21 protein-coding genes are annotated in these 23,091 nt (G+C 40.1%); 9 read left to right on the forward strand and 12 right to left on the reverse strand.

Annotation, left to right across the window (positions count from 1 at the left end; translation table 11 throughout):
* Positions 1-3 precede the first annotated feature (3 nt).
* The 4 genes from cysE to DPV81_RS08025 are packed head-to-tail and all read right to left on the reverse strand — an operon-like array spanning position 4 to position 2,837.
* Positions 4-801 carry a serine O-acetyltransferase gene (gene cysE, locus DPV81_RS08010; protein WP_005695011.1) on the reverse strand — a complete coding sequence of 266 codons (798 nt, stop codon included), beginning with the start codon at positions 799-801 and terminating at the stop codon, positions 4-6.
* Positions 802-810: 9 nt separating this feature from the next.
* The gene (gene gpsA, locus DPV81_RS08015; RefSeq protein ID WP_111387762.1) at positions 811-1,818 is read right to left on the reverse strand and encodes an NAD(P)H-dependent glycerol-3-phosphate dehydrogenase; all 1,008 of its coding nucleotides are present in this window, start codon (positions 1,816-1,818) and stop codon (positions 811-813) included.
* Positions 1,819-1,871: 53 nt separating this feature from the next.
* A complete protein-coding gene (gene secB / locus DPV81_RS08020; protein ID WP_005695013.1) occupies positions 1,872-2,381 on the reverse strand; it encodes a protein-export chaperone SecB in 510 nt (169 codons plus the stop codon).
* 9 nt (positions 2,382-2,390) lie between these two features.
* Positions 2,391-2,837: a rhodanese-like domain-containing protein gene (locus tag DPV81_RS08025; protein WP_111387764.1), complete on the reverse strand. Its 447-nt coding sequence runs from the start codon at positions 2,835-2,837 to the stop codon at positions 2,391-2,393.
* A 249-nt stretch (positions 2,838-3,086) separates the two neighbouring features.
* On the opposite strand from DPV81_RS08025, the gene ansB reads away from it, so the two are divergent.
* The 3 genes from ansB to DPV81_RS08040 all read left to right on the forward strand — a co-directional run bounded on the left by ansB (position 3,087) and on the right by DPV81_RS08040 (position 6,354).
* Positions 3,087-4,136: an L-asparaginase 2 gene (gene ansB / locus DPV81_RS08030; protein WP_111387766.1), complete on the forward strand. Its 1,050-nt coding sequence runs from the start codon at positions 3,087-3,089 to the stop codon at positions 4,134-4,136.
* Positions 4,137-4,291: 155 nt separating this feature from the next.
* On the forward strand, positions 4,292-5,593 hold the full coding sequence (locus DPV81_RS08035; protein WP_049365060.1) for an anaerobic C4-dicarboxylate transporter: 1,302 nt from the start codon (positions 4,292-4,294) through the stop codon (positions 5,591-5,593).
* Positions 5,594-5,718: 125 nt separating this feature from the next.
* Complete coding sequence (locus tag DPV81_RS08040; protein WP_111387768.1) at positions 5,719-6,354, forward strand: hypothetical protein; 636 nt, start codon at positions 5,719-5,721, stop codon at positions 6,352-6,354.
* Positions 6,355-6,408: 54 nt separating this feature from the next.
* Here DPV81_RS08040 and DPV81_RS08045 read toward each other — a convergent pair whose 3' ends face one another.
* On the reverse strand, positions 6,409-7,932 hold the full coding sequence (locus DPV81_RS08045; protein ID WP_111387770.1) for a YfcC family protein: 1,524 nt from the start codon (positions 7,930-7,932) through the stop codon (positions 6,409-6,411).
* 170 nt (positions 7,933-8,102) lie between these two features.
* The gene (locus tag DPV81_RS08050) at positions 8,103-8,981 is read right to left on the reverse strand and encodes a VirK/YbjX family protein (RefSeq protein WP_111387772.1); all 879 of its coding nucleotides are present in this window, start codon (positions 8,979-8,981) and stop codon (positions 8,103-8,105) included.
* A gap of 235 nt (positions 8,982-9,216) precedes the next feature.
* Here DPV81_RS08050 and lon point away from each other — a divergent pair, with 235 nt between their 5' ends.
* The 4 genes from lon to serA all read left to right on the forward strand — a co-directional run bounded on the left by lon (position 9,217) and on the right by serA (position 14,852).
* Positions 9,217-11,634 carry an endopeptidase La gene (lon, locus tag DPV81_RS08055; RefSeq protein WP_111387774.1) on the forward strand — a complete coding sequence of 806 codons (2,418 nt, stop codon included), beginning with the start codon at positions 9,217-9,219 and terminating at the stop codon, positions 11,632-11,634.
* 48 nt (positions 11,635-11,682) lie between these two features.
* Entirely contained in the window at positions 11,683-12,831 is a 1,149-nt protein-coding gene (gene hemW, locus DPV81_RS08060) for a radical SAM family heme chaperone HemW (protein ID WP_111387776.1), read from the forward strand.
* Positions 12,832-12,940: 109 nt separating this feature from the next.
* Positions 12,941-13,600 carry a ribose-5-phosphate isomerase RpiA gene (rpiA, locus tag DPV81_RS08065; RefSeq protein WP_049364295.1) on the forward strand — a complete coding sequence of 220 codons (660 nt, stop codon included), beginning with the start codon at positions 12,941-12,943 and terminating at the stop codon, positions 13,598-13,600.
* Positions 13,601-13,619: 19 nt separating this feature from the next.
* Positions 13,620-14,852: a phosphoglycerate dehydrogenase gene (serA, locus tag DPV81_RS08070; RefSeq protein WP_049369724.1), complete on the forward strand. Its 1,233-nt coding sequence runs from the start codon at positions 13,620-13,622 to the stop codon at positions 14,850-14,852.
* 110 nt (positions 14,853-14,962) lie between these two features.
* Here serA and hybE read toward each other — a convergent pair whose 3' ends face one another.
* From hybE to hybO, 6 genes are all read right to left on the reverse strand, one after another.
* Positions 14,963-15,472, reverse strand: coding sequence for a hydrogenase-2 assembly chaperone (gene hybE / locus DPV81_RS08075; protein WP_111387778.1), 510 nt, complete (start codon positions 15,470-15,472; stop codon positions 14,963-14,965).
* Positions 15,473-15,562: 90 nt separating this feature from the next.
* Positions 15,563-16,036, reverse strand: coding sequence for a HyaD/HybD family hydrogenase maturation endopeptidase (locus DPV81_RS08080; protein ID WP_049365052.1), 474 nt, complete (start codon positions 16,034-16,036; stop codon positions 15,563-15,565).
* Positions 16,036-17,745 carry a hydrogenase 2 large subunit gene (hybC, locus tag DPV81_RS08085; protein ID WP_111387780.1) on the reverse strand — a complete coding sequence of 570 codons (1,710 nt, stop codon included), beginning with the start codon at positions 17,743-17,745 and terminating at the stop codon, positions 16,036-16,038. Before hybC ends, DPV81_RS08080 begins: the two co-directional genes overlap by 1 nt.
* Complete coding sequence (hybB, locus tag DPV81_RS08090; protein ID WP_005695037.1) at positions 17,745-18,971, reverse strand: Ni/Fe-hydrogenase cytochrome b subunit; 1,227 nt, start codon at positions 18,969-18,971, stop codon at positions 17,745-17,747. Before hybB ends, hybC begins: the two co-directional genes overlap by 1 nt.
* A complete protein-coding gene (gene hybA, locus DPV81_RS08095; RefSeq protein ID WP_049365050.1) occupies positions 18,964-20,004 on the reverse strand; it encodes a hydrogenase 2 operon protein HybA in 1,041 nt (346 codons plus the stop codon). The genes hybB and hybA overlap by 8 nt, the downstream gene beginning before the upstream one ends.
* Positions 20,005-20,006: 2 nt before the next feature.
* Positions 20,007-21,155: a hydrogenase 2 small subunit gene (hybO, locus tag DPV81_RS08100; RefSeq protein WP_111387782.1), complete on the reverse strand. Its 1,149-nt coding sequence runs from the start codon at positions 21,153-21,155 to the stop codon at positions 20,007-20,009.
* Between the two features lie 404 nt (positions 21,156-21,559).
* Here hybO and DPV81_RS08105 point away from each other — a divergent pair, with 404 nt between their 5' ends.
* Both DPV81_RS08105 and DPV81_RS08110 read left to right on the forward strand, forming a co-directional pair.
* Positions 21,560-22,117 (forward strand): LemA family protein, encoded by a 558-nt coding sequence (locus DPV81_RS08105; RefSeq protein ID WP_243583393.1) that lies wholly within the window; start codon positions 21,560-21,562, stop codon positions 22,115-22,117.
* Positions 22,118-22,128: 11 nt separating this feature from the next.
* Positions 22,129-23,016: a DUF3137 domain-containing protein gene (locus tag DPV81_RS08110; protein WP_111387784.1), complete on the forward strand. Its 888-nt coding sequence runs from the start codon at positions 22,129-22,131 to the stop codon at positions 23,014-23,016.
* Positions 23,017-23,091 lie beyond the last annotated feature (75 nt).

Raw genomic sequence — 23,091 nt, forward strand, 5'->3', positions numbered from 1 at the left:
TCCTTAAATATTCAAATTTATATCATCATCGATAAAATATTGGTTCATTTCGAATGCCGGTTTTGCCGCTTTGTCTTTGCCAACAATACGAGCAGGTACACCTGCTGCAGTGGCATATTCAGGCACAGGTTGGAGTACAACAGAGTTAGCCCCAATTTTGGCATATTTGCCCACTTCGATATTGCCGAGAATTTTTGCTCCCGCTCCAATCATTACGCCTTCTCGTACTTTTGGATGGCGATCACCGGATTCTTTACCTGTACCACCAAGGGTGACGCCTTGCAAGATAGACACATCATTTTCAATTACCGAAGTTTCGCCCACGACAATACCGGTAGCATGGTCAAACATAATGCCATGCCCAATTTTGGCCGCAGGGTGAATATCTACATCGAAAGCCACTGAAATCTGATTTTGTAAATAAAGTGCGAGTGCTTTTCGATTTTGGTTCCACAAATAATGGGTAATTCGATAGCTCTGAATGGCGTGAAAACCTTTTAGGTAAAGCAATGGTGTGGACCACAATTCCACGGCAGGATCGCGGTGGCGCACAGCTTTAATATCACAAGCAGCACAATCAATGATATTGGGCTCGGCTTGGTAGGCTTCTTCAATAATTTCACGCAGCGAAATTGCCGGCATGATCGGGTTAGCCAGTTTATTCGCTAGTAAATAACTCAAGGCACTGCCAAGATTTTGATGTTTTAAAATAGTGGAATGGAAAAAGCTGGCGAGCATTGGTTCGCATTCTGCTAATTCTTTTGCCTCTTGGCGAATGTGTTGCCATACTTCTAACGTCATTTTTTCTCCTTATTCGCCTTTTCGTTCACGACCTAATAAGCTCAGTGCGACTTCTTGTGCACTTTTACCACAAAAGAGCATTTGGTAAATTTGTTCTGTAATTGGCATTTCCACGCCTTGTCGTTGTGCTAATAAATAGGTTTCTTTGGTGTTATAAAACCCTTCCACCACCTGGCCAATTTCATCCATAGCTTGTTGGCTATCGGTACCTTTACCAAGCATTAAACCAAATCGACGGTTACGGGATTGGTTATCGGTACAAGTGAGCACTAAATCGCCCAAACCAGACATACCCATAAAGGTTTGCGTATTGGCGCCCATGGCTACACCTAAGCGAGTAATTTCCGCAATCCCACGGGTAATCAATGCCGTTCTGGCATTGGCACCAAATCCCATACCATCTGAAATACCTGCGCCAATCGCAATTACGTTTTTAATGGCGCCACCTAATTGAACGCCAATCATATCTTGGTTTACATACACCCGAAAATGCTGACTGCAATGAATCCGAGCTTGAAATTCTAAGGCAAACTTTTCATTACGAGAGGCAAGGGTAATCGCTGTTGGCAAACCTTGAGCCAATTCTTTCGCAAAAGTGGGACCTGAAAGCACTGCTGTCGGAATTCTTTTGCCTAAGGTTTCTTCCACTACTTCTTGTAGTAATCGGCCAGTGTTACGTTCTAACCCTTTGGTTGCCCAAATTAAACGATGATCAGGTTTTAAGTGCGGTCGAATTTTTAACAGAATTTCACCAAAAGCATGGCTTGGCACCACAATTAAAATGTCTTTAGCTTGATCAAGCGCTGTTTTCAAATCTAATTCTAAATGCAAACTTTCTGGAAATTCAATATCCGGCAGAAAACGGCGATTTTGACGTTCTTGTTGCATTTGATGAATGTGATCGGGATTGTGCCCCCAAAGATAGGTTGGAGAACCATTGCGAGAAAATGAGATAGCGAGCGCTGTTCCATAAGAACCGCAACCAAGAATGGTAATTGGAGATTGGGATGGGTTCATTTCAATCACCTTTAAAATAAAAGGGCAGACGATATCGCCTGCCCTTATCACAATTAATGTTGGGTTTCCTGATTTTCTTCCGCTTCAGCTGCTGCTTGCTGCTTGTTCATGTAATCAATGAACAACGCATCGAAGTTTACCGGAGAAAGGTTTAATGCTGGGAATGTACCACGATTTACTAAGTTAGAAATCAATTCACGTGCATAAGGGAAAAGCATATTTGGGCATTGAGATGTTAAGCAGTGTGCCATTTGAACATCTTCTAAACCGCTGATTGTAAATACGCCAGCTTGTTTCACTTCACAAATAAATGCTACATCACCAGAATCTTCCATGGTGGTTTCTACGTTGATGTTTAAAGTGACTTCGTATAAATCTTCACCTACTTGAACCGCTTCAGTGCTTAAGTCGAAGCCGAGTTTAGGTTTCCATTCTTGGTGGAAAATATGAGGAAGATTTGGTGCTTCAAAAGAAACATCTTTTACATAAATACGTTGAATTTGAAGTACCGCTTCTTGTTGCTCTTCAGCCGCTACTTCAGGTTGTTGATTTTGTTCAGACATAGAGGATCCTTACTTATGTTTTTTTACTAATGGTAAATTTGCACCCGCCCAAGCAGTTAAACCGTCTTTTAACACATAAACTTTTTCAAAGCCTTGTTTGGTTAAAAGTTCTGCGGACGTAGCAGAAGAAACACCGTTAACATCCACAATGATAAGCGGTTTTTCTTTGTGATGTTCGATTTTGCCTACATTTTGATTTTTAATTTCAGTTGGAAGCAAGTTGACGCTACCAATGATATGGCCGCGTTGGAATTCATCAATAGGGCGTAAATCAATCACTACTGCTTCTTCGTCGTTCATTAAGCGAACCGCTTCAGGGTTGGTGATGACGCGATATTTTTGTGTCGCACTTTTAAAAAAGGTGAAAAGTGTCATAAAAAGGACAGCAAACCATGCGATCGTTAAAAAAGTGTGTTTTTGAGCAAATTCAATTGCTTGAGGCATAAATTCTTGCATGTTGTTCTCAACTTAATTTTGATAATGAATAAGAGTTTATCTTCAGATGAAATAAGGCTTTAAGTATAACCGCACTTTAGTTATCTTTCAAAAAAATTATCAAGGAAACGCAACGTTGGCGAAAGCTTATACAATCGGATCGATAAAAATGTGATCGGGATCATAAATATCTTATCTTTGTGTTTATTCTACGCCTAATTAAGTAGAGAATAGCCAAACTTAGATGATTAAACGTGAAAGGAGACGCACATGAAATTAAAAAAATTAACGGCACTTATGATGCTCGGATTCGGTTTTTCGGTCGCACAAGCTGCGGAATTACCTAATATTACAATTTTAGCAACGGGTGGCACGATTGCCGGAAGCGGTGATACCGCAGTTTCTTCTGCTTATAAAGCGGGGCAACTCAATGTTGACGCATTAATTGATGCGGTGCCTGAAATTAAGCAACTCGCGAATGTAAAAGGTGAGCAAATTGTAAAAATTGGTTCACAAGATATGAGTGATGATGTGTGGTTAAAATTAGCGAAAGCGATTAATGCACAGTGTAAAGATACCGATGGTTTTGTGATTACTCATGGTACCGATACCATGGAAGAAACCGCTTATTTCTTAGATCTTACCGCGAAATGTGAAAAACCAATTGTATTAGTCGGTGCAATGCGTCCTGCGACAGAAAAAAGTGCGGATGGTCCGTTAAACCTTTATAACGCTGTAGTCGTGGCAACGGATAAAAAATCATCTGGTCGCGGTGTATTAGTGGCGATGAATGATGAAGTATTAGGTGCACGTGATGTGACCAAAATGAGTACCACTGCGGTACAAACGTTCCATTCTCCAAACTATGGTACCTTGGGTTATATCCATAACAGTAAAGTGGATTACGAACGCTCACCTGAAAGCAAACATACTGTAAACACACCATTTAACGTAGATAAATTAGACAGCTTACCGAAAGTAGGCATTGTTTATGCTTATTCTAATGCACCAATTGAGCCGTTAAATTCATTATTGGATGCGGGTTATCAAGGTATTGTTTCTGCAGGTGTGGGTAATGGTAACGTGAATGCAGCCCATTTAGAACGTTTAGAAAAAGCGACTAAAGATGGTGTTGTGGTGGTACGTTCATCTCGTGTGCCAACGGGTTACACAACACGTGATGCTGAAGTAGATGATTCTAAATATGGTTTTGTGGCTTCAGGTACATTGAATCCGCAAAAAGCACGTGTGTTATTACAATTAGCCTTAACACAAACAAAAGATCCAAAAGTGATTCAGCAATACTTCGAGGATTTCTAGGAAAGTCATTGAAAGTGCGGTCAGAATTTGAATCAAATTTTAACCGCACTTTCGGATAAAATAGACTAATCCAAGTAATAAATATAGATAATGCACTAGTTTGTTGTTAATATATGTTCCGGAATTATTTTTAAAATTAATATGGAGAAAATATTATGATTTGGGCTCAACTTTTAGTCGTCCTACTCTTTATTTACCTAGGGGCTAGATTAGGCGGTATTGGTATTGGTTTCATGGGTGGTATGGGTGTCGTTGCACTTTCACTACTTGGTTTAAAACCGGGTGCTATTCCGTTTGATGTAATTTCAGTTATCATGTCTGTAATCATGGCGATTGCGGCAATGCAAGTTGCGGGTGGTATGGATTTCTTAGTAAAAATGGCTGAAAAAATCCTACGTAAAAATCCAAAATACATCACTTTCCTTGCGCCAACTGTGACTTATTTTATGACTGTACTTGCGGGTACTGGTCACACAGCGTTCTCAACACTTCCAGTGATTGCTGAAGTGGCAAAAGAACAAGGTATTCGTCCTTCACGTCCACTTTCTATTGCGGTTATCGCTTCACAAATTGCGATTACAGCGTCTCCAATTTCTGCTGCGGTGGTATTCCTTTCTGCTGAATTAGAGAAAAACTTTGGTTTAAGTTACTTACAATTATTAGGTATTTGGATCCCAACTACTTACGCAGCATGTATGATTACTGCGGTGATTTGTAACTTCCTTGGTAAAGATTTGAAAGATGATGAAGTTTATCAAGATCGTCTAGCAAAAGGTTTAATTACTATGCGTGGTGAAATGCAAATTGAGATCAAACCTTATGCAAAACGTTCTGTTGCAATTTTCCTTATCGCGATTTTAGTGGTCATGCTTTATGCAACTGCAATCAGTAAAACAGTTGGTTTAATTCAAAACCCAATTCTTTCTCGTGATAACGCCATTATCTCTTTCATGCTTGCGACTGCAGCCATTATCACTATGGCATGTAAAGTGGATACCGCAAAAATTACTAATGCAGCAACCTTTAAATCAGGTATGTCAGCAGTAATTTGTGTGCTTGGTGTAGCATGGTTAGGTAATACTTTTGTTGAAGGTCATATCGATCAAATTAAAGCGGTATCAGCTGAGTTCTTACAACAATACCCTTGGAGTTTAGCGGTAATCTTGTTCTTCGCTAGTACCTTACTTTACTCACAAGCTGCAACTGCAAAAGCATTATACCCAACTGCAATTTTATTAGGTGTTTCTCCGGAAGCAGCGATTGCAGCATTTGCCGCAGTATCAGCATTATTCATTCTTCCTACTTACCCAACCTTAATTGCGGCAGTAGAAATGGATGATACTGGTTCAACTCGTATCGGTAAATATGTATTCAACCACCCATTCTTAGTGCCAGGTGTGATTGCAATCAGCTTATCTGTATTATTCGGTTTCTTAATGGCGGGTGCAGTTTTATAATCTCCCATTAAGCTAACATAAATGAAAACCATCTTATCTGCAGACAAGATGGTTTTTTTAATGGGGAACTTCTTCTCGCTGTGATACTCTAAAGGGCAACCTATTTTTATATATAAGGAAAACCAATGAAGTTATTTAAAATCCTTTTTACTGCATTAATTGCTTATGTGCCAACAGCATGGTCTGCGGTGGATTATAATATTAAATACAGTTCCAATTATTTAATGCCGGCGTATGTGCATTTTAAAGCTGATGGTTCACAGTATTCAGTCAATGCGAAAATTAATATTCCGTTGTACAACATTGTGTTTACTTCTCGTGGTTCGCAAACTGCGAGCCAATTTAAAATGGTAAATTATCAAGATGTGCGTAATGGTAAGCCTTATGCTATTTCTAAAATTTCGCCAACAACAATTGAATACGGTAAAGTGAAAAATGGGTTAGAAACCGAACCGTTAACATTACCGACTTTTGACTTATTCACCATGGCATTTCAGTTGAGCTATTACGATAAATTGCCAACCAGTTTCCAAATCACAAATGGTAAAAAACTTTACCCAATGGAAAATGTGAATGTGAAGAAAGTGGAAAAACAGATCCAATATAACAAGCAAACTGTCACTGAAATCACTTATTCATTTAAAACAGGTAATAAGGATATTATGGTGAAGAAATTCTCAGGTGAACAATTTCCACGTTATATCAAATACACCAGAGATGGTGATGATTATGAGTTAGAGTTTGATGAGTTTGTCAAATAACATTAGATGATAAAAAGAAGCCACGCTAGATTGCGTGGCTTTTTATTTTATTGCTTATTGTGCATACATAAATACTTGAACGAGAAGAAGTATCGATGAGATAACAAATTGACAGCCCACGATTGGCATGACAAATTTCAGCCATTTATTGAATGGAATACCAAGCATTTGTAGCGTGACAAGGACTAATCCTGTTGGCGCAAGGAATAACATAATATATTGTCCCCAGTTGTAAGCCGATACGACGATATCTCTTGGAATGCCAACAGTATCAGCCAGCGGTGCCATAATTGGCATAGCGAGTACGGCAAGACCTGAAGATGAAGGAACAACCAATCCTAAGAATATGAAGACAATGAGCTGACCAATAATAAAGATGCCGCCATTCATTCCTCCAACAAGATGAGTCATATAATCGAGAATCGTGTCGGAAATCATTCCTTGCTCTAGAATGATATTAACTGCTCGAGCGAGTCCGATAATCAATGCGACGCCGACTAATTCAGAAGCACCATGAGTAAACCCATTTACAACATCTTTTTCAGGCAATCCACTGATAAACATAATAATGATGGTAATGGCTAGGAAGGAAGCCGCCATTTGAGGGAACCACCAACCACCAAACATCACACCCCATACCATGATAGGAAAGGCACCACTAAATAGAATCAGAATCAGTTTTCTTCTAAAGGTAAATTCAACGGTTGCATTCGGATCAATATCTTTCATATAGAGATCATAGAAGGCTTGGCGATCGTCATAGGTATAAGAAAATTCAGGATTGGCACGCAGTTTTTTACAGTACCAATACATATAGGCTATTACACAGGTTCCACCAAGAATAAGTCCCAGTGTGCGAAATCCCATCCCTTCAGTGAATGGAATCCCTGCCGCGTTTGAAGCAATAACAACAGAGAATGGATTGATTGTTGAAAAGGCAGTGCCCATTGATGCAGCAAGGAATATGGCACCAACACAGACAATAGAATCATAACCTAAGGCTAAAAAGACAGGAACAAGAATTGGGTAGAAGGCTACGGCTTCTTCTTCAATACCACAAGCCGTACCGCCTAACAGCATTAACACGCAGACAGCAAAGACAACAGAGAATTCATTTCCTTTTGTTTTCTTGGTTAGAGACATTAATCCGGCATTAAACGCCCCTGTTTTGTTTATCACACCAATCATCCCACCGAGTATGAAGATAAAAATCATAATATCCGCGACTTCAATGGTGCCATCTACCATGGCGTGAATCATATCGGTAATGCCTTTTTCGTGTTGTTCAATGCGTTGATAGGTATCGGGGATAGCAATCGGCTTTTTGATAATGCCGTTGGTGAAATTAGAAAGTTGAATTTTGATATTGAGTTGATTAAGGGTTTGTTCTGTTGCTGGATAGCTTTGATCAGGAATTCCGTGGGTTTTGACAATAAAATGATTTTCGGTGCTGTCGTAGGAAAGTTTAGAGTAGGACCCTGAGGGAATAAGCCAAGTAAGACCAATAGCAATAAGAAGAATAATAAAGAGAATGCTAAATGCGGAAGGGAATTTCATCTTTTTCTTTGATGCTTCCATTATGGAGAACTCCTTGTGTTCGGATTAATCAATAAGCCGAGCGCGTATTCTACACAAAATGAGCAAAAAAGCAAAGCGAGATTTTTGAAAGAATGCACTAATAGCAAGGTTGGCAATCGTTTACTTAAGCCTGGCTTAGATCTGGTTAGCCTGGCTTAAGGCTATTTTATTTAGGAAAATTGAGTAATTTTTTCACTCAAATCATCCAACATTTCATAACGTTTTCGGTACATGGAACGTTTTTTGCTGGCGATTTCTTCCAGCGGTTTGCGGGCACTTTCAAGCGGTAATTGCCAATATTGACCTTTTAATTGCCCTTGGTTTTCCTGCCAGAATTCATCGTAGTTGAATAGGATTTTACTGCGCGCAGATAAACGGTATTTACCTTGTGAAGTGTGAGGAATACCGACTAGTTTACATTGCCATTTTTCAGCTAACAAGCGGAAAACATTCATCAACATAAACATTGGACGAACACCGTGTAATTCTTTTGTGGCTTGTTTCACAGCTTCTTGCGCCCCTTCATAAGAAGGGCCTTGAATTGAGGCGATAAGTAATTTATTTGGCTTTAAGAAGGTGAAAGAAGCATCATAAATGCTACGCCCATCATTGTCTTTTAAGTTAATGGAAAAATAACCTTCAAAAGGGTCAATCTGGTTGATGTTGAAATAAATACCAAGTTGATCCGTTAATTGTGCTAATAAAAGGGATTTTTCTTGGAGTAGTTTTTTACAAAATTCTACGCCCATTTTTTCTTCAAGTATTAGCAGATTATTGGTAATGGCATTGAGTCGATCGGTTGCAGAAAAACGTTTGTCACAATAGGTCGCGAGCAATGCATTAAAACGATATGGATTTTGTTGAAAAAGCGGAATCCAAGTTTGATGAGTATTTAAGAAATCAACCAGTGCATCACATTGTTTTTTAAATAAAAATTTGCGTCCGTAATAACGGGCTTTATCCCTTAATTGTTTTTTTAATGGATGATTACAAGAATCGGGTAGTAATTCTTGAAAGGTCGCGAAAGTAATAGTTTGTTTTGCTGTCATAGTGGATAAAGTGCGGTTATTTTTTCAAACGTTTTTTATTGGGTAAAATCATGCTGATTTTTGACCTCACTTATTGTACCTGTATTCCATGGTTTTTCCAATTAACCATCAATAAAGGTGGTTCTTTACTTGCCTATTTTTCGATTTCTCCTTAATATGCCAAATCCTACCTTGAATTTATGCAACTCATCCCCATATTCAATGAAATTATAGAATTGATGTAAGAGAGATAATTATGAACGCCAAAAGAACTCAACAACGTACACTTCCTGTATTGCCATTACGGGATGTTGTCGTTTTCCCTTATATGGTGATGCCACTTTTTGTTGGGCGTGCAAAATCGATTAGCGCCCTTGATGAAGCCATGAATGAGGGCAAACAATTATTATTGGTGTCACAAAAGCAAGCAGATTTAGAAGAACCTACCGTTGATGATGTATTCGATGTCGGGACGATTGCGAATATTATTCAATTATTAAAATTGCCAGACGGCACGGTGAAAGTGTTGGTGGAAGGGCAACAACGCGCGAAAATCAATCAATTAAATGATGGTGAAGACCATTTTTCAGCGGAAGTCACGCCGATTGAAACCACATTTGGTGATGAAAAAGAATTAGATGTGGTGAAGGCAGCTGTTTTAAATGAATTTGAAAGCTATCTTCAACTCAACAAAAAAATTCCTGCTGACGTTTTAGGGGCATTACAACGCATTGATGATGCCGATCGTTTAGCGGATACCATGGCTGCGCATATTCCAGTAACTGTTCGCCATAAACAAAGTGTGTTAGAGCTTGCAGATGTGCAAGAGCGTTTAGAATACTTGCTCGGCATGATGGAGTCTGAAGCGGATATTCTTCAAGTTGAAAAACGCATCCGTGGCCGTGTTAAAAAACAAATGGAGAAAAGCCAGCGTAACTATTATCTTAGCGAACAAATCAAAGCGATTCGCAAAGAAATGGACGAAGGCGAAAGCGAAGATACCATTGATGAAGTTGAACAACTTCGTCAAAAGGTTGAAGCGGCAGGTATGCCGGCAGATGTGCGCGAAAAAGTAGAAAGTGAGTTACAAAAACTCAAAATGATGTCAGCGATGTCTGCGGAAGCAACGGTGGTGCGTAGCTATGTTGAGTGGATGCTTCAAGTGCCATGGCATAAACGTACTAAAGTGAAGAAAGATATTGCAAAAGCACAACAGGTTTTAGATGCGGATCACTACGGTTTAGAACGTGTGAAAGAACGCATTTTAGAATACCTTGCGGTGCAAGCACGTTTAAACAAAATCAAAGGTCCAATTCTTTGTTTAGTGGGACCGCCAGGGGTAGGTAAAACCTCACTGGGTCAATCTATTGCCAATGCAACAGGTCGTAAATATGTGCGTATGGCATTAGGTGGAGTACGTGATGAAGCAGAAATCCGTGGTCACCGTAAAACTTATATTGGTGCATTGCCAGGTAAATTGATTCAAAAAATGGCAAAAGTTGGCGTGAAAAACCCACTCTTCTTGCTTGATGAGATTGATAAAATGTCTTCGGATATGCGTGGTGATCCTGCGTCAGCCTTGTTAGAGGTGCTTGATCCTGAACAAAATACCACCTTCAACGATCACTATCTTGAAGTGGATTACGATTTGTCTGATGTGATGTTTGTGGCAACCTCAAACTCCATGAATATTCCAGGCCCATTGTTAGATCGTATGGAAGTCATTCGTCTTTCTGGTTATACCGAAGATGAGAAACTCAATATTGCGATGCAACATTTGTTACAAAAACAAATTGAACGTAATGGATTGAAAAAAGGCGAATTAACCATCGAAGAAAACGCGATCTTAGATATTATCCGTTATTACACCCGTGAAGCCGGTGTGCGTGGATTAGAGCGTGAGATTTCTAAAATCTGTCGTAAAGCGGTGAAGAATTTATTGGTCAATCCAAAAGTGAAATCCATTACCGTTAATTCAGACAACTTGCATGACTATCTTGGTGTGAAACGTTTTGAATTTGGTAAAGCGGATACCCAAAACCGTGTAGGCGAAGTAACAGGTCTTGCATGGACAGAAGTGGGCGGTGACTTACTGACCATTGAAACTGCGTCAGTAGTGGGTAAAGGTAAATTAACCTTCACCGGTTCATTAGGCGATGTGATGAAAGAATCTATCCAAGCTGCGATGACCGTAGTTCGTGCACGTGCTGAAAAATTGGGTATCAATTCTGAATTCCATGAAAAACGTGATATTCACATTCACGTACCAGACGGTGCCACACCGAAAGATGGTCCAAGCGCAGGTATCGCAATGTGTACGGCATTGGTTTCTTGTTTAACAGGTAACCCAGTGCGTGCCGATGTCGCAATGACTGGTGAAATCAGCCTACGCGGTAAAGTATTACCAATTGGCGGATTAAAAGAAAAATTACTTGCGGCACATCGTGGTGGTATTAAAACTGTATTGATTCCAAAAGATAACGTGAAAGATTTGGAAGAAATTCCAGATAACGTGAAAGAAAATCTAGCGATTCATGCGGTAGAAACCATTGATGAAGTGTTAGGTTTAGCGTTAGAGAATCCACCTAAAGGCATTGAATTCGTGAAAGTGGAAACGAAAGCGAAAGCACCACGCCGTAAAGCTGCGACTAAAACAGCAAGAGCGGTCAATTAATGACTCATTTTTAGGGCTTGTGAAAACAAGCCCTTTTGACTTTTAATTATGCAAAAATTCCCCCCTCTTTCCCTTTATGTTCACATTCCTTGGTGTGTGCAGAAATGCCCTTATTGTGATTTCAATTCGCATGCACAGAAAGGCACAATTCCTGAACAAGAATATGTGCAACATCTGATCGCCGATCTTGAGACAGACTTAGAGAAATATCAGGCTAGTATTCAAAATCGGCCACTTCATTCAATTTTTATTGGTGGTGGTACGCCGAGTTTATTTTCAGCGGAAAGTATCAAGTGGTTATTAGCAGAAATTAAACGTCGCATTCCTTTTTCAGAGAATATTGAAATCACTATGGAAGCCAATCCTGGCACCGTGGAAGCAGAGCGTTTTAAAGGTTATGTGGACGCTGGTGTAACACGTATTTCTATGGGCATCCAAAGTTTTAATGACGATAAATTACAACGTTTAGGGCGCATTCATAATGCGGCGGAGGCTAAAAGTGCGGTCAGTTTGGCGAAAGTTTCTGGGTTAAAAAGTTTCAATCTAGATTTAATGCATGGCTTGCCAAACCAAACGCTTGAAGAAGCTCTAGATGATTTGCGACAAGCCATTGAGCTTGCTCCACCACACCTTTCTTGGTATCAACTCACCATTGAACCTAATACCATGTTTGCTTATCGTCCGCCTACGTTGCCAGATGATGATGAGCTTTGGGATATTTTTGAGCAAGGCCACCAACTTTTAACCGAAGCCGGTTATCAGCAATATGAAACATCCGCTTATTCGAAACCGGGCTTTCAGTGTCAGCATAATTTGAATTATTGGCGATTCGGGGATTATTTGGCGATAGGCTGTGGCGCACATGGAAAACTCACTTTCCCTGATGGCGATATTTTACGTTTTTCTAAAACGAAGCATCCAAAAGGCTATTTGCGTGGTGAATACCTTTATGAAGAAAAAAACGTGGAAAAAAATGACCGCGCTTTTGAATTTTTCATGAATCGCTTCCGCTTACTGGAAGCGGTGCCAAAACAAGAATTTGAGCATTACACGGGGCTTTCACAAAGTGCGGTCAAAAATCAAATTGATTTTGCCATTCAACAGAATTATATCGTCGAAACACTGGATTCTTGGCAAATCACTGAACACGGAAAATTGTTTTTGAACGAGCTGTTAGCACTTTTTTTAGATGAATAAAATTTTTTCATCATCACGAATAAATTTTTATACTTGTTTATTTAATAGTGTCGTATTAAAGTAAAGCAAACGTTTACGTTGTTATCCACGATTTAAAAGGGAGAGAAAAATGGACCAATTAGAAATGAAAAAATTAGCGGCACGTGCGGCGTTAAAATATGTTAAGCCCGATACCATTGTTGGCGTGGGAAGTGGTTCAACAGTGAATTGTTTTATTGAAGCCTTAGGTGAATTAAAAGATCAAATCCAAGGCGCAGTAGCAGCATCTAAAGCTTCAGAAGAATTATTACGTAAACAGGGTATTGAAGTGTTTAGTGCTAATGATGTATCAAGTTTAGATATTTATGTGGATGGCGCAGATGAAATCAATCCGCAAAAAATGATGATCAAAGGCGGTGGTGCAGCACTAACTCGTGAAAAAATTGTGGCCGCTTTAGCGAAAAAATTTATTTGTATCGTGGATTCTAGTAAACAAGTGGATGTGTTAGGCAGCACATTCCCATTGCCAGTAGAAGTGATTCCAATGGCACGTTCACAAGTCGGTCGTAAATTAGTCTCTCTTGGTGGCGCACCTGAATATCGTGAAGGCGTGGTAACGGATAACGGCAACGTGATTTTAGATGTACATAACTTCGCTATTTTAAATCCAGTGGAAATGGAAAAAGAATTGAATAATGTCGCAGGTGTAGTAACAAATGGTATTTTTGCATTACGTGGGGCGGATATTGTGATTGTCGGTACACCAGACGGCGCAAAAATTATTGATTAATAAAAATAAGGAAGCAAACATGACAAACAAAGTCTCATTAGATAAATCAAAAATTAAATTTGTGCTATTAGAAGGCGTGCACCAAAGCGCATTAGATACCTTACATGCGGCGGGCTACACCAATATCGACTTTTACAAAAAAGCTTTAGATGGTGATGAGCTAAAAGAAGCGATTAAAGATGCGCATTTTATCGGCTTACGTTCGCGTACCCAATTAACTGCTGAAATGATTGAAGCTGCACCAAAGCTTATTGCTATTGGCTGTTTCTGTATCGGTACAAACCAAGTGGATCTTAATGCAGCAAAAATGCGTGGGATTCCAGTATTTAATGCACCGTTCTCTAATACACGTTCTGTGGCTGAATTAGTGTTGGGTGAGATTTTGCTCTTAATGCGCAATATTCCTCAAGCGAATGCCGATGTGCATCGTGGTTTATGGAATAAATCGGCAGTGGGTTCTCATGAAGTGCGTGGCAAAAAATTAGGTATTGTGGGTTACGGCCATATCGGTTCGCAATTAAGTATTATTGCGGAATCTCTAGGGATGGAAGTATATTTCTACGATATTGAAAATAAATTGCCATTGGGTAATGCAAAACAATTACACACACTTGAAGAGTTGTTAGGTTCTTGTGATGTGATTTCGCTTCATGTACCAGATTTACCTTCAACTCGTAATTTAATGAGTGCTGAACGTATTGCGCAATTAAAACAAGATTCTATTTTAATTAATGCAGCACGTGGCACGGTAGTGGATATTGATGCTTTAGCAGCTGCGCTTGAACAAGGTAAAGTTCGTGGTGCAGCGGTTGACGTATTCCCTGTTGAGCCTGCATCAATCAATGAAGAGTTTGTTTCGCCACTACGTAAATTTGATAATGTGATCTTAACCCCGCATATCGGTGGTTCAACCGCGGAAGCGCAAGAAAACATTGGTTTTGAAGTAGCGGGTAAATTTGTGAAATATTCAGATAACGGTTCAACCCTTTCTTCCGTGAATTTCCCTGAAGTATCCTTGCCAGAACACGTTGGTACAAAACGTTTACTTCATATTCACGAAAACCGTCCTGGTGTATTAAACAAATTGAACCAAATTTTTGTTGAAGCTAATCTCAATATTGCGGCACAATTTTTACAAACCGATCCGAAAATTGGTTATGTGGTCGTTGATATCGAAACAGATGATGCGTCACCGTTATTGGCTAAACTTCGTGAAATTGAAGGTACAATTAAAGCACGTGTGTTGTATTAATTCGAAAAATTAAGTAAAAACTGACCGCACTTTGTGTGGGATGGAAAGCAAAATGGGCAAAGTAAGTTAGTTTACTTTGCCCATTTTTATTAACTGTTTGCAGCTAACATTTATTTGATCATCGCCTTAAATAGATTACGGCGATCAGAATTAAATGTCGGCTGTGCGGTTGGGATGGATAAAATCATACGCAAACAATCTTGTGTAAGTTGAACCGCTTGCTCGTTAGTCAGATTCGGGTCGAGTGGTGAATGTAAGGAGCAACTTAAATATTGCGGTACATTTTCAAGACTACTAACGGTGAAAGTGAGTGCTTTGTAAGGCAGTTGCACAGTGAGTTTATCGCCTAATTCACGTGGTTCCCATTGTTGTTGAGGACCAGGTAGAATCACCACACTCATCATCCATGGCGTTAATACGGTGCCGATCCATTGGTCTTCGAATAAAACAAATTTAGGGCAGAAGCACTCGATGCCTTTGTGATAGAAAGGGAGATCTTGCATTTCAGGTACAATGTTTTGCATTTCAGCAAGGAAAATCTCCGTTGGGTTTTCTTCAAAGCCAGTAACAGAGGTTAAAAGTGCGGTAGAGTTTTCAGGTGTTTTTTCGTGTCGATACATGGTTTATTTTTCACATAAAACTTAATCAAATTAAAGCACGCATCAAAAGATGCGTGCTATGAGTGATTAGCTATTAAATTCTTTGCTATTCTAAATAGCGGGCGTTAAGCCGTATTCCTTAATGACTTGATTTAACGTTTCAAAAACCTTTGGCAACACATTTTGTATCGTTTCAGTCAAGCCAATTCCAGATTCTAGTGATTCTGGTTGGATGCCGATGAGACAAAGGTGTTTGGGAAATTCGTCCGTTAATTTCATTGCAGAAAGTACATCACAAATGCCGAGTTGGTGTGGCGAAATTTTGCGAGAGAAAAAGGTTGGCACTTGCTCGTCATGTAACACGACAATCTCACCTGGCTGTTTATTAGCAAGCACGGCATCGACAATAATCAAATGCTCGCGGTTTGCCATCGCATCCAGTAATTCCATGCCACAAGTACCACCATCAATAATGTCAAAGTGCGGTTGAATTTCAGGCCGTTTTTCAAGCTCCTGCACCACGCGCACACCAACACCTTCATCGCTTAACAAAATATTGCCGACGCCAAGAATTAACGGCTTCATTACAACACCTTCACTTCAGTCACTTCGCCGTTTTCGGTATTAACTACGTGTACGGCACAGGACATACAAGGGTCGAAAGAGTGAATGGTTCTGACCACTTCTAACGGTTTAGTTGGATCTGCCACCGGTGTACCAATAATGGAAAGCTCATAAGGGCCCATTTGGTCTTGTTCATTACGCGGACCGGCATTCCATGTAGATGGTACAACTGCTTGGTAGTTTTCAATGCGACCGTCTTTGATGACAACCCAGTGAGAAAGCATACCACGTGGTACTTCACCGAAACCAACACCACGGAATTCACCGCTTGCTGGAATATCTGTTTTGATATACGCCGTCATATCACCTTTAGCGATATTATCAATGAGCATTTGCCATTGAGCGCTTAAAATGTCGTTGATCGCACAGCAATGCACGGTACGACCGATAATACGTCCAAGGGTAGAATGTAATTTATCGGTAGTTAACGTGTTGCCAGTCAATTTTTCATAAATGCCTTTTAATTCATTGAAGTGGTTGACAGTTGGTGTGTCATTCGAAGCCAAACCACACATTAAATAGGCGAGAGGACCCACTTCAACGACTTTACCGTAGAAGGTTGGTGCTTTTACCCAAGAGTATTTACCATCATCTTGCCAGCCGGTATATTTCGGACGAGTTAAGCCCGCCCAAGGTTCTAATGGCTCATCATCTTCGTACCAAGCGTGTTTACCACTTTCTTTAATGCCTTTTACAACAAACTCGTCTTTTTGTTGGTCGATTGCACGGAAAGTCGATAAATCGCCGTTTTCGATATAACCACCTTTCAACATGAATTTAGAGTTATCTGCATCAATTGGGTATTCTGGTACAGATAAGTAGTTGCCTGATGTTTTACCTAAGCTTAACCATTCAGGATAGTAAGCCGCAAATACTGCCGCATCTACTTTATACACTTGGTTAATGAAGTCAGTTAAGCGGTCGATACAAGCTTTCACGAACATGAGACGTTCTTGGTTTAGTACCGCTTGGGAATCTAAGTTAATTGGGTTTGCTACGCCACCAATCGCCAAGTTTTGAATATGTGGTGTTTTACTACCAAGTAATGCCACCACGCGGTTAGCATCACGTTGACATTCAAGGGCTTGCAAATAGTGCGCAACTGCGATGAGGTTGACTTCTGGTGGAAGTTTCATTGCTGCATGACCAAAATAACCGTTAGCGAAAATACCAAGTTGTCCGCTATCCACTAATGCTTGGATTTTTTTCTGTACGTTGCGGAATTCGTTAGCACTGTTTAATGACCATGTAGAGACACCTTTTAGCATATCTGCTGCTTTTTCAGGATCAGCTTTTAGCGCAGCGGTGATATCCACCCAGTCCATCGCGGAGAGTTGATAGAAATGCACGATATGGTCGTGAATGCTGTGTGCAGCAAGAATCATGTTACGAATATACTGTGCATTGACGGGTACTTTAGCACCGATAGCATCTTCTACGGCACGTACGCTGATAATCGCGTGTACTGTGGTACATACGCCACAAATACGTTGCATAATCATCCATGCATCACGTGGGTCGGCACCTTTTACGATATTTTCCATACCGCGCCACATGGTACCAGAGGACCAAGCATTGGTGACAACACCGTTTTCAATTTCACAATCAATACGTAAATGACCCTCAATACGGGTAATTGGGTCAATTGAGATACGTTTTTTTTCTGACATTATTCTGCTCCGCTAACTTTTTTGCTGAATGCCGCTTTTTCGGCAATAATTTTTTCTGAGTCTTCGGTATGTTTTTCTTTAAATACCGGTAATACAGGGAATAAACGAATGATTAAAATATAGGCACATACTTCAATAGATACGAAACCGATTGAAATAAGCAATTCTTCCGCAGATGGGAAATATTGATAGCCGTTGCCCGGATTATACATGATAAGCGAGTAGTTCATCCGCCATAATGCTGCACCGAGTAACATGCTTAATGCCGAAATAAATAACCAACGGGAATCTGATTTTTTCTCCCCAAGGAAGAGGGTTAGTAATGGTAATACCATCAACCAGACTTCCATCCAGAACATCCATGCTTCAAATTTAGTTAATTTATCGAAACCTACAACCATTTGCAGTTTGTCGTGATAAATCAACTCACCAAAACGCACCGCTAAGAAACAGAAAATTAATCCTGCGGTAACGCGTGCCAATTGAGTAAATAAATGACGTTCATCTGGTGTTTTTCCTGCAAGACCCGCTTTAACTAAAGAACCCTCAAAAATCACAATAGAGAAGCCCATAATGAAAGCAGTCAGCAAGGAGAGAATTGGTAGTGCTTCATAGCTTTGCCATACCGGATGGACTTTGTGACCGGCTACAATCATCAAGGAACCCATTGAAGATTGGTGCATCATTGGTAACAAGGCCCCCAAGGCAATAATGAAAAACATGATTTTATTCAGTTTATTAAACCATTTTTTCAAGCCGAAGAAACCAAGCCATACAGGGGCGAATTCTAGGGTCACTACGATGATATACACCGTCATACAAAATGCCGTTTCAAATAGAACGGAATTCGTGTTGAACTGGCCTGGAATGTAGAAATACGGTAAATGCCAATAACGTCCCATATCAATGGTGATAGATAAACCACCAAGGGAATAGCCGAATAAACTTGCAAGCAATGCTGGGCGAACAAGAGCGTGATATTTCCCTTTATTGAAAATATACACGGTCCAAGCGAGTGCCCAACCGCCACAGGCAAATCCTGTACCGACAAGTAAGTCAAAGGCAATCCATAAACCCCAAGGATAACCGCCATTAAGTGCGGTCACAGAACCAATACCGAAAACCAAACGTTTTAAAATTAATAAAACGCAAAGCACAGCAAGTGGTGCAAAAAAGAGAATTGCGGCAGAAACAAGGCGACCGCCTACCGGACGTGGATTACTCATGATGCTCATCCTCCGCTTCTTCGATTTCCTTGCGTGCCTGACGCATGGCTTCTTTTTGTGCTGCAATACGCTCAGCGATTTTATCGCCATGCATATTTTTGTAAGTCATAAAGGTTAAACCAGCCAGTGCGACTAATGGCAAGGCTAAACCGCGATATAAGAAGTGTTGTAAATGCGCCGCACGAGAACCTGTTGCGACTTCATCTAAGTCTGGTAAACCAAGGTTAGTAAAAGGCACACCACTTAAGGCAAGTACCTGTGTACCACCACCTTCTTTTTCACCGTAGATATGATATTGATATGCTGGCACGGTAGCACGATATTTATCTGTGCTATTGACACTTTGACGTGGGTAATCATATTCGGTGCCACGTAATAAGCTTAAACGACGTTTCGCTTCCGCCAATAATTCTTCACGTGTACCAAAAATAATGGCACCAGTCGGACAGACATGACAGCAACCAGGTAATTCACCTTTATCTAAGCGTTCAACGCCTTTTTGGTTACAGAGTTCACATTTGCTGATTTCACCGAATGGATTGTCGTAATCGTATTTTGGTACATCAAATGGACAACCTACCATACAATAACGACAACCAGTACAAATATCGGGATCATATTTCACGATACCCGTTTTTGGATCTTTGGTGAGTGCTTGAACAGGGCAAACGGCAACGCAGTTAGGGTCAACGCAATGCATACATTGTTTTTTCACATAAGCATAGCCGTTTTCGGTTTTATCTTTATTTGTGCCATCGCCATCACTCCATACTTGAATCACGTTACGAGTAAATGGCGTGAGCTTATCGTTATTTGACCAAGTTTGATCACCTTTTGGATTCACGGGTGTGTGGTTCACGTTTTGACATTCAGCCACGCATGCTTGACAACCTACACAAAGGGTAGAGTCGTAAAGCATTCCTAGTGCGCCGGGAATAGGCTCAACCGCTTCCGATGCCTGCACATTTGACACAGGCAAAGTAGATGCGATTCCGCCAAGCATACCCGCTTTTAGAAATTTTCGTCTATCCATTATTATTTACCTGCATGTTCTTCTTTCTCTGCAGCTTTAGCTTCAGAACGAGCTTTATGTTGAGCGCTTAATTCGCGTAAGGTCACAACACTCACGCCGGCTAGGATTGCTGCTGCACCACCTAATAAACCAATAGCGGTCATAGTTGCACCTGAACCTTCGGTATTGTTCACATCAGGTTTTTCAACGCGTGGTGTTGGGTTTTCTACGCCCGCTAATTGGAAGATACCTTTAGTAAAGCCGACACCTTTTTCGTTACAACCATAGCAAGGGTGTCCGATACCGACTGGCCAGTTATTACCGCCGACATCACAGAATTCTAAAGTAGAGCAGTTGCCGTAAGTTTCTGGCCCTTTACAACCAAGATGATACAAACACCAACCATTTCGGTGACCATAATCGCCGTATTCTTTAGCGAAGCGACCTGCATCAAAGTGCGGGCGACGATAGCAGTTTTCGTGAATTAAGCGATCGTAAGCGAATAATGGACGATTTAATTTGTCCATTGCTGGCAGTTTCTTATAAGTAAGAATATAAGCGACAGTTGCCAGGAAGTTGTGTGGATTTGGTGGACAACCTGGAATATTAATCACAGGTGTACCTTTTGGTAATACTTCAGATAGGCTGCTTGCACCAGTTGGGTTGCCACCGCTGGAAGGTACGCCACCCCATGCCGCACAAGAACCGATCGCAATAATCGCCGCAGCCCCTTTAGCGGCCTCTTGGATGTGTTCTACAATCGGTTTACCTGCTACCATACAATAGACGCCGCCGTCTTTCACCGGAATAGATCCATCTACGACTAAAACATATTTTCCATAATACTGTTTAATTGCATTGTGTTTGTTATCTTCAGCTTGTTCCCCGAAGGCTGCAGAAAGAGTTTCGTGGTATTCTAAGGAAATCATTTCCAATACCAAGTTTTCTACTGTTGGGTGGGTGGCGCGTAGCAAGGATTCAGTACAACCCGTACATTCTTGCGCACCAATCCATAATACTGGTGGACGTTTAGGTTCGGTTAAAGCCGCGGTCATTTCTGCCCCCGCTTTTGAACTTAACCCCATAGTCGCCGCAAGCGCGGTACATAACTTCATAAAATCCCGACGGGAAACTTCTGCTAAAGCAGAAAATAATCCATCACTTCGTTGCATATAATCACTCCAATTGGCACGTTACTTGTATGGTTAATCTAGCTATGATATGCCCTGACGCGGGAAATTTATTTGATCGTAATCAAAAATACTCTTATTTTCCTTACAAAATAAGTGGGTAAGTGATTGTTTTTACTTGATTATTGAGAATGATTGTTATTTATTGACGCCAGATTCACTTGGAGTCCATTTTTTGTACACTAAATCATAATAATAAAGTAAGAATTTGGGCTCAGGAAAACTTCGTGAATATTGACCGCACTTCTGGCTAATATGAATGGGGGAAGTAGATAAAACTAAATTCTTGGTTTTATTGATTTTTATCAACAAAATATTGTCTAAGCGAATAGATTTTATTGTGCTTTTCCCTATACTGAATAGGGAAAAATTTCTATGGAGAAATAATGATGAATATAGTTGTAGGTATTGTCCTTCTAGGTTTAGCTTTCACTATTTCAATGTATAACAAACTGATTAGAAAACGTAATCAGGTGAGTAGTGTTGAGGCCAGTGTGGATGTTCAGTTGAAACGTCGTTATGATTTATTGCCAAACCTTGTCACCACCGCCAAGGAATATATGTCGCATGAGCGTAGCCTGCTTGAGCGTATTGTGACGTTACGTGAAAGTGCTAAATCAGCCCATTCTACAAGTGAGAAATTCCAACTCAATAATGAGATTTCGGGTTTATTGCGTCATTTACAGGTTCGTCTAGAAAATTATCCGGATCTCAAAGCCAATCAAAATCTTTTGCAAATTCAGACCACACTTAGTGATGTGGAAGAGCAAATTTCTGCAGCAAGACGTACTTATAATTCAGCAGTTGAAGAGTATAACAATGCGGTGGAAATGTTCCCGTCAAATTTAATTGCAAACTTGTTTAATTTCCAGAAGGGAACATTTTTCGATATTCCTCAGAATGAAGCTGAAGTGCCTAATGTGGGTAATTTATTTAAACAATAAGTGGAAAAACCATGAATACACCAAAAGAAATTGAAGGGATTCGTTTTCTGGGATTAGAAAAGTTAGATGAGGAACGTTTAGCCATAAAATCGCTCATCAATAAATGGATTATTATGCTATGCGTTGGGTTATTTTTCCTCATCGGAACGATAGGGAATGGGTATCTATTAAGTACAGCTTTAATCCTTGGTGTGCTCATTTATTCTTTTCGTCATTTATTTTTTAAATATAAGCGTTTTATCGCAGAATTTAAAACTCGAGTGATTAATACAATTGTCCAGGAATTTGGTTTCCAGTTTAACGCAGATAGAGGACTGAATATTGGTGATTTTCTCTCCGTTTATGATAGTGGTCCCGCGACCTTCCGTAGTGAGGATTTAATCTTTGGTGAGTTTAACCAAACTGAAGTTGAAATTTGTGATTTTTCAGCATTTAACATGTCGTTGAAAGAGAAATCCGTTAAGGCATTAGGTGCTCAGAATTTCCAAGGCATTTTATTTAAAGCCACTTTCCCTAAAGAGCTGGCTCATTGGGTTTATGTTTGTGATAAGAAAGAAGCAGGTTTAAGAAAAGAAGGTGAAATTGCCTTGATGGATAATCCGTCTTTTAATCGCTATTTTGATGTATTTACGGAAGATCAAATCTTAGCCAGATATGCTTTATCGCCTAAGTTAATGGAACGTTTTTGTGGACTGAAAGAGAAATTTAATTGCCCTATTTCGATGGTACTTCGTAACCGAGAAGTGATTATTGCACTTAATTTAGGAAAGAATAGTTTTGAACCGTCCTTTGAAAAGTCATTGTTAGAAGACAATACGATTCGTGATTATATTTCGAGTATCAAAGGCTTTACAGATATGGTGAAAGAACTCGGGTTAAATAACCATATTTGGAAATAAACGTTAATGTAATAAAAGACGAGTTTAGATAAAAACTCGTCTTTTTGTTTTATATGCTATGTACTTGTTTATTGG

Source organism: Haemophilus parainfluenzae (assembly GCF_003252795.1).
Lineage (GTDB): Bacteria > Pseudomonadota > Gammaproteobacteria > Enterobacterales > Pasteurellaceae > Haemophilus_D > Haemophilus_D parainfluenzae_K.

What these genes read in the sequence shown, in the direction of transcription:
- cysE (WP_005695011.1), bottom strand. Translation starts at nt 801, where the DNA reads ATGACGTTAGAAGTATGGCAACACATTCGCCAAGAGGCAAAAGAATTA.
- gpsA (WP_111387762.1), bottom strand. Translation starts at nt 1,818, where the DNA reads ATGAACCCATCCCAATCTCCAATTACCATTCTTGGTTGCGGTTCTTAT.
- secB (WP_005695013.1), bottom strand. Translation starts at nt 2,381, where the DNA reads ATGTCTGAACAAAATCAACAACCTGAAGTAGCGGCTGAAGAGCAACAA.
- DPV81_RS08025 (WP_111387764.1), bottom strand. Translation starts at nt 2,837, where the DNA reads ATGCAAGAATTTATGCCTCAAGCAATTGAATTTGCTCAAAAACACACT.
- ansB (WP_111387766.1), top strand. Translation starts at nt 3,087, where the DNA reads ATGAAATTAAAAAAATTAACGGCACTTATGATGCTCGGATTCGGTTTT.
- DPV81_RS08035 (WP_049365060.1), top strand. Translation starts at nt 4,292, where the DNA reads ATGATTTGGGCTCAACTTTTAGTCGTCCTACTCTTTATTTACCTAGGG.
- DPV81_RS08040 (WP_111387768.1), top strand. Translation starts at nt 5,719, where the DNA reads ATGAAGTTATTTAAAATCCTTTTTACTGCATTAATTGCTTATGTGCCA.
- DPV81_RS08045 (WP_111387770.1), bottom strand. Translation starts at nt 7,932, where the DNA reads ATGGAAGCATCAAAGAAAAAGATGAAATTCCCTTCCGCATTTAGCATT.
- DPV81_RS08050 (WP_111387772.1), bottom strand. Translation starts at nt 8,981, where the DNA reads ATGACAGCAAAACAAACTATTACTTTCGCGACCTTTCAAGAATTACTA.
- lon (WP_111387774.1), top strand. Translation starts at nt 9,217, where the DNA reads ATGAACGCCAAAAGAACTCAACAACGTACACTTCCTGTATTGCCATTA.
- hemW (WP_111387776.1), top strand. Translation starts at nt 11,683, where the DNA reads ATGCAAAAATTCCCCCCTCTTTCCCTTTATGTTCACATTCCTTGGTGT.
- rpiA (WP_049364295.1), top strand. Translation starts at nt 12,941, where the DNA reads ATGGACCAATTAGAAATGAAAAAATTAGCGGCACGTGCGGCGTTAAAA.
- serA (WP_049369724.1), top strand. Translation starts at nt 13,620, where the DNA reads ATGACAAACAAAGTCTCATTAGATAAATCAAAAATTAAATTTGTGCTA.
- hybE (WP_111387778.1), bottom strand. Translation starts at nt 15,472, where the DNA reads ATGTATCGACACGAAAAAACACCTGAAAACTCTACCGCACTTTTAACC.
- DPV81_RS08080 (WP_049365052.1), bottom strand. Translation starts at nt 16,036, where the DNA reads ATGAAGCCGTTAATTCTTGGCGTCGGCAATATTTTGTTAAGCGATGAA.
- hybC (WP_111387780.1), bottom strand. Translation starts at nt 17,745, where the DNA reads ATGTCAGAAAAAAAACGTATCTCAATTGACCCAATTACCCGTATTGAG.
- hybB (WP_005695037.1), bottom strand. Translation starts at nt 18,971, where the DNA reads ATGAGTAATCCACGTCCGGTAGGCGGTCGCCTTGTTTCTGCCGCAATT.
- hybA (WP_049365050.1), bottom strand. Translation starts at nt 20,004, where the DNA reads ATGGATAGACGAAAATTTCTAAAAGCGGGTATGCTTGGCGGAATCGCA.
- hybO (WP_111387782.1), bottom strand. Translation starts at nt 21,155, where the DNA reads ATGCAACGAAGTGATGGATTATTTTCTGCTTTAGCAGAAGTTTCCCGT.
- DPV81_RS08105 (WP_243583393.1), top strand. Translation starts at nt 21,560, where the DNA reads ATGATGAATATAGTTGTAGGTATTGTCCTTCTAGGTTTAGCTTTCACT.
- DPV81_RS08110 (WP_111387784.1), top strand. Translation starts at nt 22,129, where the DNA reads ATGAATACACCAAAAGAAATTGAAGGGATTCGTTTTCTGGGATTAGAA.